The 18,216-nt window shown below is 32.4% G+C and carries 17 protein-coding genes; 4 read left to right on the top strand and 13 right to left on the bottom strand.

Annotated features, from left to right (window positions below):
• Nucleotides 1-12: 12 nt before the first annotated feature.
• The 3 genes from BUB45_RS11945 to BUB45_RS11935 form a co-directional block, all read right to left on the bottom strand.
• Nucleotides 13-150 (bottom strand): YvrJ family protein, encoded by a 138-nt coding sequence (locus tag BUB45_RS11945; protein ID WP_073009524.1) that lies wholly within the window; start codon nt 148-150, stop codon nt 13-15.
• Nucleotides 151-569: 419 nt separating this feature from the next.
• Complete coding sequence (locus BUB45_RS11940) at nt 570-785, bottom strand: DUF2922 domain-containing protein (RefSeq protein WP_073009521.1); 216 nt, start codon at nt 783-785, stop codon at nt 570-572.
• Between the two features lie 32 nt (nt 786-817).
• Entirely contained in the window at nt 818-1,042 is a 225-nt protein-coding gene (locus BUB45_RS11935) for a DUF1659 domain-containing protein (protein ID WP_073009518.1), read from the bottom strand.
• Nucleotides 1,043-1,364: 322 nt separating this feature from the next.
• On the opposite strand from BUB45_RS11935, the gene BUB45_RS11930 reads away from it, so the two are divergent.
• On the top strand, nt 1,365-2,423 hold the full coding sequence (locus tag BUB45_RS11930) for an LCP family protein (protein WP_073009515.1): 1,059 nt from the start codon (nt 1,365-1,367) through the stop codon (nt 2,421-2,423).
• A 194-nt stretch (nt 2,424-2,617) separates the two neighbouring features.
• Here BUB45_RS11930 and BUB45_RS11925 read toward each other — a convergent pair whose 3' ends face one another.
• The 8 genes from BUB45_RS11925 to BUB45_RS11890 form a co-directional block, all read right to left on the bottom strand.
• Nucleotides 2,618-3,349 carry a WecB/TagA/CpsF family glycosyltransferase gene (locus tag BUB45_RS11925; RefSeq protein WP_073009512.1) on the bottom strand — a complete coding sequence of 244 codons (732 nt, stop codon included), beginning with the start codon at nt 3,347-3,349 and terminating at the stop codon, nt 2,618-2,620.
• An 85-nt stretch (nt 3,350-3,434) separates the two neighbouring features.
• Nucleotides 3,435-4,811: a polysaccharide pyruvyl transferase family protein gene (locus BUB45_RS11920; RefSeq protein WP_073009509.1), complete on the bottom strand. Its 1,377-nt coding sequence runs from the start codon at nt 4,809-4,811 to the stop codon at nt 3,435-3,437.
• A gap of 29 nt (nt 4,812-4,840) precedes the next feature.
• Complete coding sequence (gene tagH / locus BUB45_RS11915) at nt 4,841-5,629, bottom strand: teichoic acids export ABC transporter ATP-binding subunit TagH (protein WP_073009506.1); 789 nt, start codon at nt 5,627-5,629, stop codon at nt 4,841-4,843.
• Nucleotides 5,630-5,646: 17 nt separating this feature from the next.
• A complete protein-coding gene (locus BUB45_RS11910; protein ID WP_073009503.1) occupies nt 5,647-6,468 on the bottom strand; it encodes an ABC transporter permease in 822 nt (273 codons plus the stop codon).
• A 48-nt stretch (nt 6,469-6,516) separates the two neighbouring features.
• Nucleotides 6,517-8,439, bottom strand: coding sequence for a CDP-glycerol glycerophosphotransferase family protein (locus BUB45_RS20440; RefSeq protein ID WP_073009491.1), 1,923 nt, complete (start codon nt 8,437-8,439; stop codon nt 6,517-6,519).
• 15 nt (nt 8,440-8,454) lie between these two features.
• A complete protein-coding gene (locus BUB45_RS11900; RefSeq protein WP_073009488.1) occupies nt 8,455-9,609 on the bottom strand; it encodes a CDP-glycerol glycerophosphotransferase family protein in 1,155 nt (384 codons plus the stop codon).
• The gene (locus tag BUB45_RS11895) at nt 9,610-10,635 is read right to left on the bottom strand and encodes a ribitol-5-phosphate dehydrogenase (RefSeq protein ID WP_073009485.1); all 1,026 of its coding nucleotides are present in this window, start codon (nt 10,633-10,635) and stop codon (nt 9,610-9,612) included.
• Nucleotides 10,632-11,345 carry an IspD/TarI family cytidylyltransferase gene (locus tag BUB45_RS11890; RefSeq protein ID WP_073009483.1) on the bottom strand — a complete coding sequence of 238 codons (714 nt, stop codon included), beginning with the start codon at nt 11,343-11,345 and terminating at the stop codon, nt 10,632-10,634. Before BUB45_RS11890 ends, BUB45_RS11895 begins: the two co-directional genes overlap by 4 nt.
• A gap of 417 nt (nt 11,346-11,762) precedes the next feature.
• Here BUB45_RS11890 and tagD point away from each other — a divergent pair, with 417 nt between their 5' ends.
• From tagD to BUB45_RS11875, 3 genes are all read left to right on the top strand, one after another.
• Nucleotides 11,763-12,161 (top strand): glycerol-3-phosphate cytidylyltransferase, encoded by a 399-nt coding sequence (gene tagD, locus BUB45_RS11885; protein ID WP_073009480.1) that lies wholly within the window; start codon nt 11,763-11,765, stop codon nt 12,159-12,161.
• A complete protein-coding gene (locus BUB45_RS11880; RefSeq protein ID WP_073009477.1) occupies nt 12,154-13,347 on the top strand; it encodes a CDP-glycerol glycerophosphotransferase family protein in 1,194 nt (397 codons plus the stop codon). Before tagD ends, BUB45_RS11880 begins: the two co-directional genes overlap by 8 nt.
• A gap of 341 nt (nt 13,348-13,688) precedes the next feature.
• Entirely contained in the window at nt 13,689-14,657 is a 969-nt protein-coding gene (locus BUB45_RS11875; RefSeq protein ID WP_073009474.1) for an LCP family protein, read from the top strand.
• A gap of 48 nt (nt 14,658-14,705) precedes the next feature.
• On the opposite strand, the gene BUB45_RS11870 is transcribed toward BUB45_RS11875, so the two are convergent.
• Both BUB45_RS11870 and BUB45_RS11865 read right to left on the bottom strand, forming a co-directional pair.
• Nucleotides 14,706-15,791, bottom strand: a complete 1,086-nt coding sequence (locus BUB45_RS11870) for a glycosyltransferase family 4 protein (protein WP_073009471.1) — start codon at nt 15,789-15,791, stop codon at nt 14,706-14,708.
• A 125-nt stretch (nt 15,792-15,916) separates the two neighbouring features.
• Nucleotides 15,917-17,953 (bottom strand): polysaccharide pyruvyl transferase family protein, encoded by a 2,037-nt coding sequence (locus BUB45_RS11865; protein ID WP_073009468.1) that lies wholly within the window; start codon nt 17,951-17,953, stop codon nt 15,917-15,919.
• Between the last annotated feature and the right edge of the window lie 263 nt (nt 17,954-18,216).

Genomic DNA, 18,216 nt, shown 5'->3' with positions numbered 1-18,216 from the left:
AACTCCTTTGATCTATTGGTTCATTTTTTCAGGTAATTCATAAATGGTTGCAATTAAAACATTCAGCTTGCCTTCAATACGATGAAGCAGATAAAAGGTCACTGCCACGGGAAACCCAACTTCGGTTATAAATGCAATCCACATATCCATATGCCATGCCTCCTTTCTCCTAAAGTCTATCTACTTTAAATAAATATTTGTTAATATACATCCCCTGTTATGAACAGCACACGTTTTCATACTGGAAAGCCGCTACTAAAAATTGGTATCTGGGTAGTTTATACATTTTTTTCACAACACTCGCCTGAAATAAAATTAAAATTCACTTACTAGCAAGTTTCTCTTATTCCACTGATTGTTACGTAAATTCATCGGCGTTTTAAGTGATATTATTTGCCACTGAGACTTGTCAAGCACTTGCGCTTCCAACTCTTAAAGTGAGATTCTTACACCAACTTATATCCAGACTCCGCCTTAGAATAAAACAATAGTTTATTTCATGTAAAATTTGAAATGTAAAGCAAACGACCAGCAGATGACTACTGGTCGTATACATGCCTTGCTTATTGTTATTGCATTTCTACTTCTTCAACAATTCTTTCCACGATTCTTGCGCTTTTTTTGGCAACTAAATCTCCTCCACTAGAAGTGAAAGCATTTTGTTGCAAGATTTCATCCATAGCTGCGTTAACAGTTGCAGTATCAACTGGCTCGACTGGCTTATCAATGGAATAATTGACTGTTTTACCATCTTGGTTCGTAAATTTTAATTCCAGCTTCTTCATCTTTTTCCCTCCCTTCCTTTTCGTTTTATTCATTACTCCTCGACAATGTTTGAGCTATCCTTACGCTCAATCGATAGCAATGACAACTGTTGTAAACCAACAATTGCTTGGGCAACTGTATATAGCTGCTCAGGCGTGGCAGTCGTTTTCACATTATTGAAGCTTTTAGCCTTTGTGAGTTGCTTCCCACTATTTCCATCGATACCATTGTCAAATTCCAATCTAAGAGACGAATCCATCAAAGTTGCAATAGCCATGTTATCACCTCCTTCATACCTATAATCGAAAGAAGTAGTTCGGAGGTGGTGAAATGCATGTTATAGTTTTTTGATCTATGAAATTAGCTAACAATGGTGTGTATGGAAGTATTCTACTTATCCTTTCATTATGATATAAAAACCATATTTTTGTACTAAAAAAATTGGCAGTTTATGTCTGTACATTTAGGGTACACTATTCATTAAGCCACTCCTCTTATATCAAAAGTGACCTACCTTTCAATATTGTAATGTAAATGTAATTTACGCCAAGTACATATAGTAGTAAAATGGAAAGTAGTATGTTTAATGAGGTGTAAATATGTCGAAAAATAGTGAAAATATATCTCGAGTTAAAAAAAGGAAACAGAAAAGTCGCAAAAAACTCATATTCTTTATCGTCATTCCCCTAAGTATCTTGCTAATAACAACCGTTTCCTACGGTGCTCATGTCTATAACACCGCACAAGAAGCAGCCAACGACTCATTTGAAAAAATTGGAAGAGATGGAGAAAAGTCTGCTTTAAGAGATGAATCTGTTACTCCAGTAGAAGACAACGTTTCTGTACTTATTATTGGGGTTGATGATAGCGAAGTTCGCAATGAAAACAATAGCAGATCCGATACACTAATGCTTGCAACCTTTAATAAAGACGAAAAAGATGTAAACATAGTAAGCATTCCAAGAGATTCTTATGTAAATATTCCTGGGTATGGATATACAAAAATTAATCACGCCCATGCATATGGAGGACATAGGAAAACCATTGAAACGGTAGAGAATTTTTTAAATGTACCCGTTGATTATTTTGTCAAACTAAATTTTGAAGCATTTATTGAAATGGTTGATACCATAGGTGGAATTGAATTTGATGTACCTTTTGAAATGAGTGAGCTTGATTCTGACGATAATCAAGACGCTATACATTTAATGCCAGGTTATCAAAGATTAAATGGTGAAGAAGCATTAGCCTTAGCGCGAACAAGAAAATATGATAGTGATCTGGAGAGAGGAAAACGGCAGCAAGAGATTATTAAAACAATTATTAAGGAAACCGCATCAGCTTCTTCGGTACTAAAGCTTGATGACCTTATTACTTCAGTAGGCGATAATATGAACACCAACCTAACCTTCAGTGAAATGAAAAGTTTTCTTAGCTATGGTTTGAACACAAATTTAGCGATAAACTCAATAACAATGGACGGTGAAGGCGGTAAAATGGAAGACGGCCTTTGGTATTATCAAGTAGATGAACAAAGTAGAAGTGAGGTTGAGAACGAGTTGCGCGAGCATTTAGACCTACCTGTGTCTACTGAAAAAAACTATGATTTCACTCAAGAAAATAATAAAGAAGAAATACAAAATTCCAGTAGTTATTGAAGCTGAAATTTAAATAAATCCGGACTTTCATTTGAAACAAAATTAAGCTCATTTCAAATGAAAGTTCGGATTTTTGTTTTACTATAGGATAGTATAGTTTATCGTATAAGTAAAAGACGGCATTTTTGACTAAAAAGATCGGATGATAAGTAAAATTTTCTAATGGTTCAATACTTTTAGTTGCGTCTGCTTGGTTACTCTTTCTTAAAATATATTCGCGCCATAAATTCCAATACTTTTAAAATGCGCTTCCAGCGAAATGGTTGCTTTAATAAGCGATAAAGCCATTCTAAGTTCAAATTAATCCAAGCATCTGGTGCACGTTTTACCTCTCCCGCAATAACATCAAAACTTCCTCCTACTCCCATAAATAAACCTTTATTGAACTTATCCATGTGGGTAGTAATCCATTCTTCCTGGCGGGGAGAACCTAATGCAACAAATATTAGATCTGGATGAGAAGATGCTATCTTGTCTGCGATGGAATTATCATCCATTGATATATAGCCATGATGGTGACCTGCAATAGTTATATTTGGATACTTTTGTTTAATTTGTTCAACCACTTTCTCATTAACATGTTCTTTAGCTCCTAGGAAATAGCAAGAGTAGGATTCTTGATCCGCTTTTGCTAGTAAATCACGCATTAAATCATAGCCTGGGATTCTTTCCTTAATAAGTTGCTTTTTAAACTTTGAGGCATATACAATTCCTACGCCATCTGGAACAACATAATTGGCCTGCTTGACCAATTTTTTAAACGCATTGCTCTCCCTTGTCTTCATTACAATTTCCGGATTAGCTGTTACGATAAAACACTTTTGATTATGGGTCAGCTTTGGATAGACGTATTCTGTTAAAAACTTTTCTTTTGTTTCATTGACAAAATCAATACCCATTATAGTTACTGCAGTTGTATTTACCATAGGCTATTGCAACCTTTCTCATGCTTCATAATTTCTAATTGACCTTAGTAGGCATGTTATTAATTACTTTTTTTCATAGTTTTATCTATTTTTTAAATCGAAACAAATTTGCTGTCTTTAATGCCATACGCACGGATTTTCGATTCAGAGTTCCTTCTTGTTTCCTTATTGTTTTTTCTTTTTTGTTAATCTTCTTTTTCAAATTTTGAATAGATTGATTGTGCTTCTTCTCTAATTCTGGATAATATGTTTCCAAGCGATTTACTAATTCTTCTAAATCACAGCTACTAATTGGTTGTAATGGAGCAGGATATCTGATTTCTGCAATTTTATCATCCAAAGGCACCTTTTTAGGAGTAAATGTTTGTTGATAAATATGTGGTAACTGGTTCTTATTTAAAAAGTCAATAAAGTGATCAAAATTTTGGGCTTGAACTTTAGTAGGTGATTGAAAGTCACTATTTGCCACAACATCTGCTACATTCATATTTTCAGTAATTTCATCTGCTCGAATTTGCGTTAAATTATGATACTCTGCTAATTCTCTCATTCTTGCATCCTTTGGCACTATTAAACTAGGAGTACCAGCTATCGTAGCAGAAATATTGCCATGTAACCTAGCTCCAAAAGCTAAATCAGCCTGCCGCATAAAATTGAGCCATGTGGGCACGTTTAAAAAGAAGCGAACTCGATTGTTCATATATACAGGATTGGACATCTTGACTGGATAATGTTCACTCTCTTCAGCAATTGGTGGCGTCCCCATGTAAGTAAGACGTAATTCTTTCATCCATTGGGGTATAAAATAATGATTTGGAAATTCATTCATACCTTTAGCGATGAATCGTAAAACATGTTCTGGCGACAAATGAGAAGAATTCACACAGACCATAGAATCTTTCGTAATAGAGGTATTCCTTATGTTTAACTGCCTCCCAAATGTATACATAGAAGGACAGCCAATTACTGTATGATCTATCCCCTCACGAAACCCTAGACGTGACAAATAACGAGCAGTAATTTCACCTCTTACACCGATCATGGACGACTTTTCTAATACAGCATGCACAAACGCTTTTACATCTTCGTCAAATGGAAAACCTTCATCTAGCTTTGGTTCAAATGGTGCACGAAGCCCTACGCCAATTACCACGACAGGAATACGCAATTTTCTAATTAACTCTGTATATCTTCTTAATTCAGGTATAAAGCTTTCTCGGAACGCATCTGCTAACGGTATAATTAGTGCATCATACTTTTCATTAATCTCGTTAGCTTCTTTTAATGAAACTTTATAATAGTTTGGGGTAATTATCGTTTCTTCTGTCATTAATGTGCGAAACACACTGTATTGATAGATTAGATTACCAACATTACTACCAATAGAGTTATTTAACATGATATGCGAGGCGTCAAAAGTCTCTAGTGGAGACATACCTGCACGTATAAGCAAATTTTTCATGTTTATTCTCTCCCCTTAGAAATATTCTATCAAACTTTGCAAGCGGCTATTACATCATTCTTATAACTTTCTTTTTCTTCCTTGCTCATCTTTTTCCATTTCCTAATAAAATCGGTATACTTAGGAAGTATCTCCTCAACTGAACCAAAGTCTTTCACTCTCCCATATTCCAACCACAATATCTTTTCACAGAATTTTTCCATTTGCTTTATGGAGTGACTGACAAAAATCATTGTCTTTCCCATTTCTTTAAATTTCTTCATTACTCCAAAGCTTTTTTCTGCAAATGCTTTATCACCAACAGACAAAGCTTCGTCAATAAGTAAAATATTTGGGTCAATATTTATTGATATGGCAAAACCAAGTCTAGATTTCATTCCACTAGAATATGACTTAACAGGTTGATCTATAAACTTACCCAGTTCAGAAAAGTCAATGATCTCTGGTTCAAGTTTCTTTATATCATATTTATTAAAACCAAGCATTAATAACTTTAGTTCAATGTTATCTCTCCCGCTTAACTCTTCTTTTAAGCCTGAAGAAATAGCGATTAATGAAGTCTGCCCATCCCTATAAACCTCTCCAGATGAAGGTGGAATGATACCAGCAATAATATTAGATAGTGTGGATTTTCCCGAACCATTCACTCCTACAAATCCAATGATATCCCCTTTTTCTGCTTCAAAGCTTACATTGCTTAATGCATAGAAATCTTCACCAAAATCTTTCGGGGTAATTAAATCTAGTAATCGCTCTTTTGGGTTACTATATAGACGGTATTTTTTTGATACATCTTTAACAATAATTGCTTTTTCCATGGTATATTCACAAACCTTTACAGATAATCAATGAAATGTTTTCTAAATTTCACATGTATGGAAGAACCGATAATTAACAAAAATAGTACAAGTCCCCAGAAATATAATGAATACTGCCAATGAGTAATAAAGTACCAATCGAGTCCAAAGAAAGCAGATCTATATCCTTCAATTAGATAATATAGCGGATTTAATTTCATAACACTTACTAAATTAGGGAAATCCTCCAGCAGTGATAATGGCCACAATACTCCGGACAAATACAGCAACATCCTTAATACAGAGTTCAACAGCATATGAAAATCTCTTACAATTGTAGATAAAGTAGATGTAATTAAAGAAATCGAAATTAATAAACATAACGCTGCAAACACAAAATATATAAGTTGTAAGTAATATATATTTATTGTAAAGCCCATGAATTGCAACGTAATCATTGTTAACAATAGCATTGCCACATGCACATAAAATTGAGAAAATATGACAAAGCTAGGAATGACGCTCATTGGAAAATTCATCTTTGATAATATTTTTATTCTCGTGTATATAGATTTTGACCCTTGAATTGTTGCTTGATAAAAGAAGATCCAAAGGAAAAATGCTGCCATGAGCCAACTAAAGAATGGTATAACTGTATCCCCCATTTCAATAGGAGCACGGGCTCGGAGCGTACTAAAAACAAACCAATAAATAAGGATTTGAATAAGCGGGTTAAGAATTTCCCAAAGCATGCCAAGATAATTATTTTTATTTTGGCTTTTAAGCTCGAAAAGAGAAAGCCTTCGAATTAAGTAAAAATGTTCAACTTGTTCTTTTATTACTTTAATCGCAGATTTCATAATAGTTCCCTTTCTTAAATAACATGAGACATAAAAGAGATCCCAAATTTAGTCTTTTTGTTTATCATAATTTCCAATGCTTCTTTCAAACAATTCAATTCTCGAAGCGGGTGGTGTTAAAATTGCCTCTTGATCCGCATCGTCCAGTTCCATATCTTGAAGACTCGGTATAATAACATCATCCACTACATTCTTCGATGCTTGACCTACTGTATTATCAAAGAAATAATTGACAAATGCATCTATTTTTTCCATATCATAATTTTCTTCTTTAATTGTCGAAACCATCTCTGCAGTGGTCTTAATTAAAGGACCTGGTATAAAATCAAAATAGTTATAATAAAAATCTCTTTCTTCAATATATTTTTCGACATCAAAAGCAAAGAACAACATTGGTTTTTTTAACAACGCATATTCAAAACAAACAGATGAATAGTCTGTTATAAGAATATCGGTAATCAATAACAAATCATTCACTTCTCGATAATCACTTAAGTCAAAAAAGAAATCATTGTATTTATAAGGAATATGCAATTTATTATTCACAAATGGATGAATTTTAAATAGGAACACATATTCTTCATGAAGATCTTCATACAGCTGTTTTAAATTTAGAACTTCAAACGGATAATGCGCTGAAGCCTGTCCATTTCCTCGAAAGGTTGGTGCAAATAGAATAACCTTTTTCCCTTTAATAAAAGGATACATTTCAGTTAACTTGTTCTGTACATATGACTTATACTTTTCATCAGCAAATATATCCGCTCTAGGCACGCCAGTAGCGTATACTTTATCTACTGTAATTCCAAATCCTTCTGCATAATTCTCTCTAACCCCTTCACTACTAACTAATGCTTTCGTATAGTTCTTATGATTTTTAGATCTTGGTGATGGCCCCCCAGGTCTTCCAATACGACTATAGCCAAACGTTTTAAATGCTCCTGCAGCATGCCACACTTGTATTAAATCTGCATTATTACGTATTCTCAAAGGATACACAAGAGGATAAAAATCATCAAGTAAAATAATTTTAGCCGTTGCAAAATGATAAGCTGTTTTCACTAAATCATTTATCGTTTTTTTATTATTAATTCGCTCATTGAATATAAATGTAATGTTTAAATCTAAATTCCGTTTATATAATTCCTCGTAAACAAAATAAAAGTTCCCGTTTAATTCGGAACGGCTATCTGATGCAAACACCACTTTACGCTTTTTAATTGGAAGCAGCATGGTAAATAACATGTAAAATGCTTTAAACAGTCTCCGCTTTATCGCCTTTAATGTTTTACTCTCTTTATAATCAATCTCACTTGCCTGTTCAGTCGGATCATATGATTGTAAAAGTGTATTTTTAAACAATAAAGTCTTACTATATTTATCAAATGAAACAATCAAATTATATTTCAGCACTTTTTTAGCTGAAAAGTATTGTAACTTCGTATTTAAAATACTGCTTCCTTCAATAAATTCTTTTACACTGGATAATGGTAACACTTTTTCAAATTTTTCTTTTCTGTTAGGAAGCAATTGTTCCAGTTTAATAAATAAGTTGTATTCTCCTTTTTCTAAAGGCCTTCCATACACTAGCGTAGATAAATCTATATCTCCTTTATAGCCAGAAAGCGCCTCTAGTTCCTCTGAAGAAAAATCAGTATCTGTATTACTTTCCAATTCAGTCATACGGCAATTATCCAAAGGTATACCGATAATATGTTTTTCCAAGATTTCAACGTCTGTAAGCGTATCATATTCTTCGTGTTCTTCCCTTAATGTTTCTATATTCAACTTTGGAACTAATAGTAGGGTCTTACGTATTTCTTCTTCTTGAAACGTTAATTGTTTTTTGACTGTAGTGTACCCTTCCATCTCTAAATAAGAACCATGTATCTCAAAGTTAGTAACTTTATTCAGTACGGCGCTTTCTGCATTTATTTTTAGATGTTCACCATCTAAAGCTGTATGAAACATCCAGCCTCACCTCACTCATTCACTTATAAAATGGCTTACGATTTTTTCAGTAATATTATACGTATTATCAAAATTTTGCTTAATCATTCTTGATGTATCTACATATTCATTTTTCTCTCTACTATTAATCCAGAAAAGCAATTCCTTGTTATCATGTAAAATAACACCATCTGAAACATCATGGATATTTTGATATAAGCCTCTATTTGCTTCATATTCGTTCAAATCAGGAATCATATGGGCAATTGGTCTGTACAGTAAGGAAAATTCAAAAACAGCAGAAGAAAAATCGGTGACGAATGCATCTGATATTAGCATCCACTCATTAATAGTAAATTCTTCTGCCAATAGTATTTTAACATCCTTTTGTATGCTTTTTATATCTTCTTCATTCGTATATGGATGGGCTTTAAAAATAATCCGAACGCGCTTATTAATGGATGGTAAAATTTGTATTAAGGTTTTCACTATATTGTATTTCGTTTCGCCATGGTTACCATAAGCCCTATAAGTAGGAGCAACTAAGATATTTACAGTGTCATTATTTGATAACTGAGGATATCTTTCATGAATTTTTCTTATAATGAAGTCACATTCTTTTCCCCGATTAAATAAATCAATTCTAGGAATTCCAACTGGAAATATTCTACTTTTTGACATATTAAAGGCTTCAGCATAATAATTAACCACTTTTTCAGTTGATACATAAACATGTGTATAATTACTATGAACTGGAATTAGATTCAAATAATCTTTGTTAGGCCCAAATTTCGTTCCAACTGTACTATAACCAAATTTTTTAAAAGCTCCTGCTGCATGCCAAAGCTGAATAACTTTTAAATTAGATTTCGGTTTTAATAAATATATTGGTAAATAATAGTCATCTAATATGACGTAACGGGCGTTGGACAACTTAAATATTTCAGTGAAAAGCCTAAGATTCATCTTGTTTTGACCACGAACAAGATGAATCTCAGCATAAGGCATTTGTTTTAATATCTCTTCATACACATATTTAAGGTTGCCTTCTAATTTATTTGAGCGGTAAAGCGAAATAATAATCTTATTTCTATTATGTTTTCTAAAAAATGAAACAAGGTTATAAGTAGCTTGCAATAACAATTTATAGCATACAACATACATCTTCTTCCATAACTGAAGATGACTCATTTAAATTTTCCACCTCATTACTGTTTTCCCCCATGAGTTGGACAAATCATTTTCAAAAGCATTAATTGCATCTTTTATTTTTCGTACTTCAAACACTTCTCCAATTAAAGTGCTTAAATAATCAATAATATCTTGATGCTCTTTAAATATCTCCACCGTCCGTTCGAAGTCAACCACACCACTTCTACTACTACCCAGAAGTGTTAACCCTTTTTCTAATACCATTCGTGTATTTACCTCAATTGGATATTCACTAACACCTAACAAACTAATAGTACCCTCGGGATTTATATGATCAATAATTTGTTCAACAGCATACTGACTTCCCTTGCCTCCAGCACATTCAATGGCGTGATCAACAGTAAGATCATGAGGAATATCATCAATTTTTAAAGTTTCATCTACAAAAGAGAAATGATTTAGCTTGTAATCCGTTTTCCCAAAAATAATTACTTTACTATTGGGATACAATTTTTTTAGAAACAAGCAAGTAATAAATCCTAAGTTTCCGTCACCCCAAACACCAAAAATATCAACACGAGGGTGCGCTTTTTGTTTAAAGCGACGCAAAGCATGTACAGTAATGGTCATTAATTCCGTAAAAGCTACTACATCCATATTTATATCATCTGGTAATTGTACAGCTCGGTCAGGATTTAAAAACACATAGTCTTGCATAAATCCATCATAGCCACTAGACCTAAATTTACTCGACCTTAAGTAATTTTCACTTATATAAGGGTCATTTTCAACAGGCGTGTTTGGAACCATGACTACCTTTGAACCAATTTTAAACCTGTTGCTAGGATCGAAAACAACTTCACCAACGCCTTCATGTGTTAAAGCCATGGGAAGTTTTTTTCTCATCGCTTCTTTTCCACGTGTGCCAGTATAATATCTCTGATCAGCTGCACAAATGGATAAATGGGTTGGTCTTACGATAAGATAATTATCAACAATGGATTCATCTTTATAGGTCACTTCAAATTGTCTAGGTGAGACTAAACGATAAACTTGATTTATCATTGGTCTATACTTCCTTTAATAATAGCATTAGCAACGTTTAAATCATAAGGGGTGGTTACCTTAATGTTAAAAATCTCACCTTCCACTAATTTGACCTTTTCTCCTCTAATGGAAAATATTTTACATGCGTCTGTTAAAATCTCTTTTTCTTCTGCAGTTAATTCGTTATACAGTTGCTTCAGCTTCTTCGCATTGAAAGTTTGCGGAGTTTGCCCTTGAAACATATAGTCACGTCTTGGTATAGAAGAAATGTACTCATTATCCTTGGATTCAACTATAGTATCGATCGCTTTAATTACTGTGTCTACAGCCCCATGCTTAAGGCCTTCGTCAATATTATCCTGAATAATACGATGTGTTAAAAATGGTCGAACGGCATCGTGAGTAACTAATATATCATCATCGTTCAGTGAAAAGTTTGTATCAATATGATCAATAATATTCATAATGGTAGCGTTCCTATCACTACCACCTGTAATGACTTCAAGCTTTGCAAAATCCAACTTATATTTCTGCAAAATATTTTTTGTATGATTAAGCCACTCTTTTGGAGTTGCAATAATTATTTTTTTAAATTGGTTATTCAAGATAAATTTCTCTACTGTATGAACAATAATTGGTTTATCGTTTAATGTCAGGAATTGCTTAGGCATAGGTACATTCCCCATGCGTGTTCCTTTTCCTCCTGCTAAAATACCTGCATATATCAATGTATTCACCTCAATTAATCTAATTACTAGTATTATAACATAAAAAAAATTTAACATAGGATTTACATTGTATTTACATTACATAACAATATTTGTCAAGCTTTCTATTATATTAACCATCAATATTTCTTCCGATCTTGTATACACAATCTGTTCCAAATTTTGCTGTAGATTCAAGTAAATAACTATAAATATAAATCGCCAAGCCATTTAAGTAGTTGGGGCTAAAGATAAATTTGTTATACAACACGAACACCTCTTTTTTAATAATGCATACCGTATTAAAAACTCCAGAAAATTTCAACAGAGAAATTATAGGAAATGTAAATTTAATATTAATTTTATGTAAAGGTATGTTATTATACTATTAAGTGAAACAACTTAAAAATAGTTCTTCATTAATTGGAGGAAAATATTATGAAAAAAGTAATAACGTATGGAACTTTTGATTTGCTTCATACTGGTCATATAAATTTATTGCGACGCGCCAGAGAATATGGTGACTATTTAATTGTAGCCATTTCTTCTGATACGTTTAATTTAAAAAAAGGTAAAAAAGCTTATTATACATTTGAACAACGAAAGGCTATCCTTGAAGCAATCCGTTTTGTTGATGAAGTTATCGACGAAAATTCATGGGAACAAAAAATTGAAGATATACACAAACACAATATAGATGTGTTTGTTATGGGCGATGATTGGAAAGGGAAATTTGATTATTTAAATAAATATTGTGAGGTCGTTTACTTGCCTAGAACAATTGGTATTTCTACAACCCAAATTAAGTCAGAATTAAAAAAAGTGAACCATGGTTAGAGAATTCAGCATAACTATATACCTTTTTATCTTTCGAATCATTTTCAGCTTATGCAGATTGTTTCCTCTACAAAAAAAGGTTGTAGCTGTTGCATCTTTTGGTGACAACATCCATTGCACAGTGCAAGCATTAAATAATCAAACCGAGGACAGTAAAGTTGTTATATTAAAGGACAGAAGTTGTACGTATCCCTTTAAAGAAGGCACGTATAATGAACTCCTATTATTCAGTTTGTCGCGTCCACTTTTGTTTTTAAAATCTATTTATCATCTAGCAACAGCGAAAACCATTTTAGTAGATAACTATTTTGGTTTTTTAGCTGTTACGAATTTTAAAGCAGATACTACATGTATTCAGCTCTGGCATGCTACTGGTGCTTTAAAGAATTTTGGCTTAAAAGACCCGTCCATCAGTAATAGAAGTCAAAAAGCATATCGACGCTTTCGTAAAGTATATAAGAAATTTCATTATATTGTTGTTGGCTCAGAAAAAATGGCGTCTACCTTTCGTGAAAGCTTTGATGTGACAAATAAAAGGATAATAAGAACAGGAGTACCTCGGACAGATCTGCTTTTTAATCGTTTAGAAAAAAAACAGATGTCTCTTTATTTCAAACAGAAATACCCAGAAATTAAGGATCGTAAAATCATTTTATACGCTCCCACATACAGAGAGGGACAGCTTAATAATTTTCACATAAATATGGACTTAAAAAAAATGTACACAGAATTATCAAGTGAGTACGTTTTATTTATAAAATTGCACCCTGCTATCAAGAATAAGCTACAATGCGCATTTGAAACTTTTTTGTATGACGTATCGGATTATCCAAATACAAATCAGTTACTTACTATAACAGATCTATTAATAACGGATTATTCTTCTATTCCTTTTGAGTATGCTTTATTTGAAAAACCAATGATATTCTTTGCTTATGACCTGGAGGCTTATAAAAAGGAAAGAGGATTAATTGATGAATATGAAACCGAAATGCCTGGACCGGTAGTTCAATCAACGGAAGAAATAATTACAGTAATGAAACAAGAGGCCTTTCATAAAGAAAAGATAAAATCCTTTGCCAATGTTTGGAATCAGTACTCTAAAGGTAATTCTAGTGAACGATTGGCAAAATTTATTATTGACTTACAAACACCAATAGATCAAAGAAGAAAAGCTTCAGGGTAAACGTATATTAGCTTTAATTAGTCGTTTTACACCTGTGCTGACAAAAGTTTCTATTTATTTCAAACAAATTTAAGGATAAGCCACATGATCTGTCTATTATTTCATGTGGTTTTTTCTCATGTATTTAATAGTGAATCTTCACTTAGTAGATGTTTCTAACCCATCAAAGGTTTGACCTATAAATTTAATCCAATAGAAAAATATACAAAAGGGAGTAATCTGTTATTTCCCCAATAATTTTGTTACATTGTGTCGCACCCTTGTCAAAAATTCATTTGATATTTAACTGAATACTATTTATAATAAATTAGAGCCACCAACTTTTTTAAAGGAGACTAGTAATGGGTGAACGAATATTAGTTCGTAAAAAAAAGAAGAAGAAGCGCACACGTAAACTTCTTTTAGTGATAATTCTATTGTTCCTTACATTAATAGGTTTTGGTGGTTACATGGCCATACAAACCCTTCAAGCTGCAAGCGATTCTTATGATGATTTAGGCAGAGATAAGTCTGATTTACGTGATCAGGCTGTATCTATTAGTAAAGACCCTGTATCTATTCTCTTAATGGGAGTAGAAGATTACGCGACAGAAGGAGATCATGGTCGAACGGACACCCTGATGCTTGCTACTTTTAGTCCTAATGACGAACGGCTTAAACTTTTAAGCATCCCAAGAGACACATTAGTTGAAATTGTAGGCAAAGGTGTAGAAGATAAAATCACACATGCTCACGCTTTTGGTGGTAAAGAAATGACCATTGACACTGTAGAAAACTTTCTTGATGTGCCTATAGATTACTATGCCACCGTTAACTTTGATGCTTTTAAGAATGTTGTTGATATCCTTGGCGGAATAACTGTTAATGTACCATTTGATTTTCAGCAAAATAGTGATGATAGAGTTGCTGAAAAGCTACAATTCTATGAGGGTAAAATGGAACTCGATGGTCGCCATGCACTAGCTTATGCTAGAATGAGGAAAGAAGACCCTAAAGGGGACATAGGAAGAAACGAGAGGCAACAAGAGGTTATTAAAAGTATCATTGATAAAGCAATGTCTGTAAGCACTATTACAAAAATCGATGATTTGGCAAAAGAAATTGGAAAGAACGTAGAGACCAATATGAAAATCTCTGAAGGACTTGCATTTTATAAAGAATATTCTGATTTTAGTGTTAGTAAAATGGATAAAATTCAACTAGAAACAACACCGGATAGAATTAACGGAATAAGCTACCAAATTGTTGATCAACAATCTTTAGAAGAAGTAAAACAAACTTTAAAAGATCACTTGGAAATTACAAATTAAATTAGCAGAAATAAAAAGCTCGTTTCACAAAAATGAAACGAGCTTTCTTTATTTTATTTGATTTGTTTTATGCATTCCAAATACTTTTCGCATACTACCTAAAATTGGCTGTTTCCCTTGTAATATCATCCCGGACAATTCAGCTATTACTTGCATTGCTATCACAGCAATAACGAGTGTAATCATAGAGGCTTGCATTGTACTACTATTAAAAGTAATTGCCAGCAATCCAAAAAAAGCACTGAATGCATATATGATTAGCACAGTAGTTTTATGACTATAGCCCATTTTCATTAGTTGATAGTGAATATGCTGTTTGTCGGCTGTTGCAATACTTTGTTGATTAATTATTCTTCTAATAATGGCTAAAGTTGTATCAAAGATAGGAATTGCAATTACTATGATAGGGATAATAAAACTAAACAGCGCAACATTTTTAAACAACCCCATCATCGATACGATAGCTATTGCATACCCCAGAAAGAGCGCTCCTGTATCGCCCATAAATATTTTAGCAGGGTAAAAATTATGGTAAAGAAATCCTATACAACTACCGACTAACACAATACATAGATAAGCGACTACAATTCGGTAATCCATGATTGCCATTACTAGAATGCTAGATAATCCAATTGCCGAAACGCCAGCAGCTAGACCATCTAATCCATCAATTAGGTTAATCGCATTCGACGCTCCTACAATCCAAAGTATTGTTATGACATAAGCCCAACCATCCAAATAAACAGTACTCAAAAAAGGAACTGTTAATTTTTCGATAATTAATCCAGAAGATACGACAACGATCGCTGCTGTTATTTGCCCAAATAGTTTATAATACGGTTTCAATTCAAAAATATCGTCAACGAAACCAGTAAGCAACATAATCACAGCACCAATTATGATTGTACTCATTTGCGGATGCTCTGGTTGTAAGTATAAAAAACCTGCAGCTGCTCCGATGAAGACTGCTAGCCCACCTAAACTCGCTTTAATTCCTTTATGATTCTTGCGATGGTTATCAGGTTTATCAACAGCATTTAAATAGAATGCTAGTTTTTTTATTAGTGGTGTTACTAAAAGAGCTGTTAACATCGAAATAATAAAAGCGATTATCCATTCTTGGATGTAGAACATATGTACACCTACTTAATTTTAAGTAAACTTCATTATAAGTTTATCATAGAATAACTAGTTACTCTATGAAATATATTAAAATTGTTAGTGCCAACATAAGTTAAAAGGGAAAACAAAAAGAATGGTTATTCAATATTCCACGATTTAGTTGGCGAAAATAATTTCCCCTTCCCATAGATTTGAATTGCAATAGACATTTTAACATGTTCTTTATTCGTCACAAACTCTTTGTAAAATAAACCACTCTTTAAAGAATACTTATGATTTTCAAGCCTTTTTAAATTATCGTATTCTATTAGCCAAAGGTTAACATTTACTCCTTCGTATAACAATTCACCGCTAATTTGATAGCGAGTGTTAGGTTCTAAAACAATTAAATTTTCATCTGATGGTATGTCAAAATTGAAGTGTGAATGACTACTAATATAAGCATTGCAATAGTCTGGTAAATCATATATTAATTCATCTAAATTCCAAATTAAATATTTGTTTTTATTTGCAACAAAACTGATTAATTTTGTTTTTTTATTATCCATATTTAATTTTAAAGAAAAAATTCTTTTCGGGAAAGATAGCTTAGTTAATTTTCTTAAAAATTTTTCATAAATCTTTCTATTATCGTGACTTAAAATTTCATTTATGTTTTTTTGTAATGTAACTAATTGATTTTGTATATTATCAAAGTTATTTTTACTGTTGCCCTCAATTTCAGTTAATTTTTCTTTTATAAAATTTTGTTTGGTATGAATTTTTTCTAATTGCGATTCTATAGCATATTGATTTTCTTTTAAGCATTCTAATTCATATTCAATTTTTCTAACGACATTAATTTCCTTTTTGGTATCTGCAATACTGCTTAACCTAAATTTTTCTAAATATTCCATAAAATTTAATATATCAATTTGATTTAATTCTTCATTAACAGTATAGCTGCTAAACAATTCTTTTTCCGCCCAATTCTTAGTTTTAATTTTCAACATTTCAATCTTATTATTTACTTGTTCCATAAGTTTACTTTTTGAATTATAATTTGAAATAATTAATTTACTAATTAGGCTAATGTTAGTATTATTAATCTTAAAGCAACTATCTGAAACGTTCAACATCTTATATAAACCTGGCATCTTATGACCATGACTATTAAAATACACGCCAATAGCAGGAACTCCCGCTAAAAAGGAAAGTATACAACCATGGAAGCGTGATGATATGACATAATTACAATGGGAAATAGCTTCTAAATAATCATCAATATTAGTTGGATAGATAACATTTACATACTTATCATAGTCTTTAAATTTCCAATGATTAAAAATTGTTTTGACTAATTCATCATCATACTTTGTTTGAATAAAAAGGTCAACTATACCACCGAATTTATTTAAAAAATCTTCTATTACTTTTATAGAAAAAATATACGATAAACTATTTTTAAAATTATTCTGTTTAGAAATTCTATAATTAACAGAACTTTTTTTACCGCCAGTTCTTAACCCAAAATCATCAAGTCGCATAATCATTCCTAATCTTGGCTTCTCAAATTTTTCTTTAAGTTGTATCCTGTTTTTTTTGATAAAAAAAGCAGGATCTAACAGTGATTGAGGTTGGGGATGTCCACCAACAATTTTAGATAATAAATTCATAGACTCATTATCTCTTACTCCAATGGTAGCGTTACAAGTTAAAAAACTAGTAATTAGATTTTTTCCCTCTACATCTTGAAAAGGACCTAAAGTAGAAGGTAAAGTAACAAATTTAATTCCTTCACTCTTAGCAGCAATAGACGGAAGTGTTCTCCAAATAAAATCTAGCCTAGGATTATCTTTATAAGAGAAGAGAAATTCCCCTGCATTATTAACGATAACATCACAGTCATAGAGATTTGTGTCAATTAAGAATTTTTTTGGATCTTCCAAATATTCTTTTAATGATTGATATTCATCGTATACATTTTTGGGAGGTTGAAATTCAATAAAATTTATTTTCATAGTACCTTCAAATGATTTTTTTGCTACCTCCAAATAATTTGGATTTGGGTTTTTTAAAACCACATTTAATTTACTGTCAGGTGATATACTTTCAATTAAACTGACTACACCTTTATTAATACATAAATCTCCCAAGTTACTAGCTACATGTCCATAAACAAGACCTATTTTCAAAGTTAATACTCCCCTTATTTGTAAACATTAAATAACTTAAACGACCACCTGCTAAAGCAGGTGGATTTAGACATAAATGTCGACGACTAAAGTCGTTTCCCAGGCTAAAGTCCTGCTCAAAGGCCTTAGCTAAAGCATCCTCAAAGCTAGACTAAACTCATTCTTCTATCCTGAATATTTCGTCCTTACCTTCATTGAATTGATTTGCTATATAATTTCTTATTATTTCTTCCGTTACCGTTCCTACGGTGGCACAAAAATAT

This window comes from Virgibacillus chiguensis, from assembly GCF_900129865.1.
In the GTDB taxonomy this organism is placed as follows: domain Bacteria; phylum Bacillota; class Bacilli; order Bacillales; family Amphibacillaceae; genus Virgibacillus; species Virgibacillus chiguensis.
Note: the sequence above shows the minus strand (reverse complement) of the source record. Positions and strands in the feature narration are given on the sequence as shown.

What these genes read in the sequence shown, in the direction of transcription:
- BUB45_RS11945 (WP_073009524.1), bottom strand. Translation starts at nt 150, where the DNA reads ATGGATATGTGGATTGCATTTATAACCGAAGTTGGGTTTCCCGTGGCA.
- BUB45_RS11940 (WP_073009521.1), bottom strand. Translation starts at nt 785, where the DNA reads ATGAAGAAGCTGGAATTAAAATTTACGAACCAAGATGGTAAAACAGTC.
- BUB45_RS11935 (WP_073009518.1), bottom strand. Translation starts at nt 1,042, where the DNA reads ATGGCTATTGCAACTTTGATGGATTCGTCTCTTAGATTGGAATTTGAC.
- BUB45_RS11930 (WP_073009515.1), top strand. Translation starts at nt 1,365, where the DNA reads ATGTCGAAAAATAGTGAAAATATATCTCGAGTTAAAAAAAGGAAACAG.
- BUB45_RS11925 (WP_073009512.1), bottom strand. Translation starts at nt 3,349, where the DNA reads ATGGTAAATACAACTGCAGTAACTATAATGGGTATTGATTTTGTCAAT.
- BUB45_RS11920 (WP_073009509.1), bottom strand. Translation starts at nt 4,811, where the DNA reads ATGAAAAATTTGCTTATACGTGCAGGTATGTCTCCACTAGAGACTTTT.
- tagH (WP_073009506.1), bottom strand. Translation starts at nt 5,629, where the DNA reads ATGGAAAAAGCAATTATTGTTAAAGATGTATCAAAAAAATACCGTCTA.
- BUB45_RS11910 (WP_073009503.1), bottom strand. Translation starts at nt 6,468, where the DNA reads ATGAAATCTGCGATTAAAGTAATAAAAGAACAAGTTGAACATTTTTAC.
- BUB45_RS20440 (WP_073009491.1), bottom strand. Translation starts at nt 8,439, where the DNA reads ATGTTTCATACAGCTTTAGATGGTGAACATCTAAAAATAAATGCAGAA.
- BUB45_RS11900 (WP_073009488.1), bottom strand. Translation starts at nt 9,609, where the DNA reads ATGAGTCATCTTCAGTTATGGAAGAAGATGTATGTTGTATGCTATAAA.
- BUB45_RS11895 (WP_073009485.1), bottom strand. Translation starts at nt 10,635, where the DNA reads ATGATAAATCAAGTTTATCGTTTAGTCTCACCTAGACAATTTGAAGTG.
- tagD (WP_073009480.1), top strand. Translation starts at nt 11,763, where the DNA reads ATGAAAAAAGTAATAACGTATGGAACTTTTGATTTGCTTCATACTGGT.
- BUB45_RS11880 (WP_073009477.1), top strand. Translation starts at nt 12,154, where the DNA reads ATGGTTAGAGAATTCAGCATAACTATATACCTTTTTATCTTTCGAATC.
- BUB45_RS11875 (WP_073009474.1), top strand. Translation starts at nt 13,689, where the DNA reads ATGGGTGAACGAATATTAGTTCGTAAAAAAAAGAAGAAGAAGCGCACA.
- BUB45_RS11870 (WP_073009471.1), bottom strand. Translation starts at nt 15,791, where the DNA reads ATGTTCTACATCCAAGAATGGATAATCGCTTTTATTATTTCGATGTTA.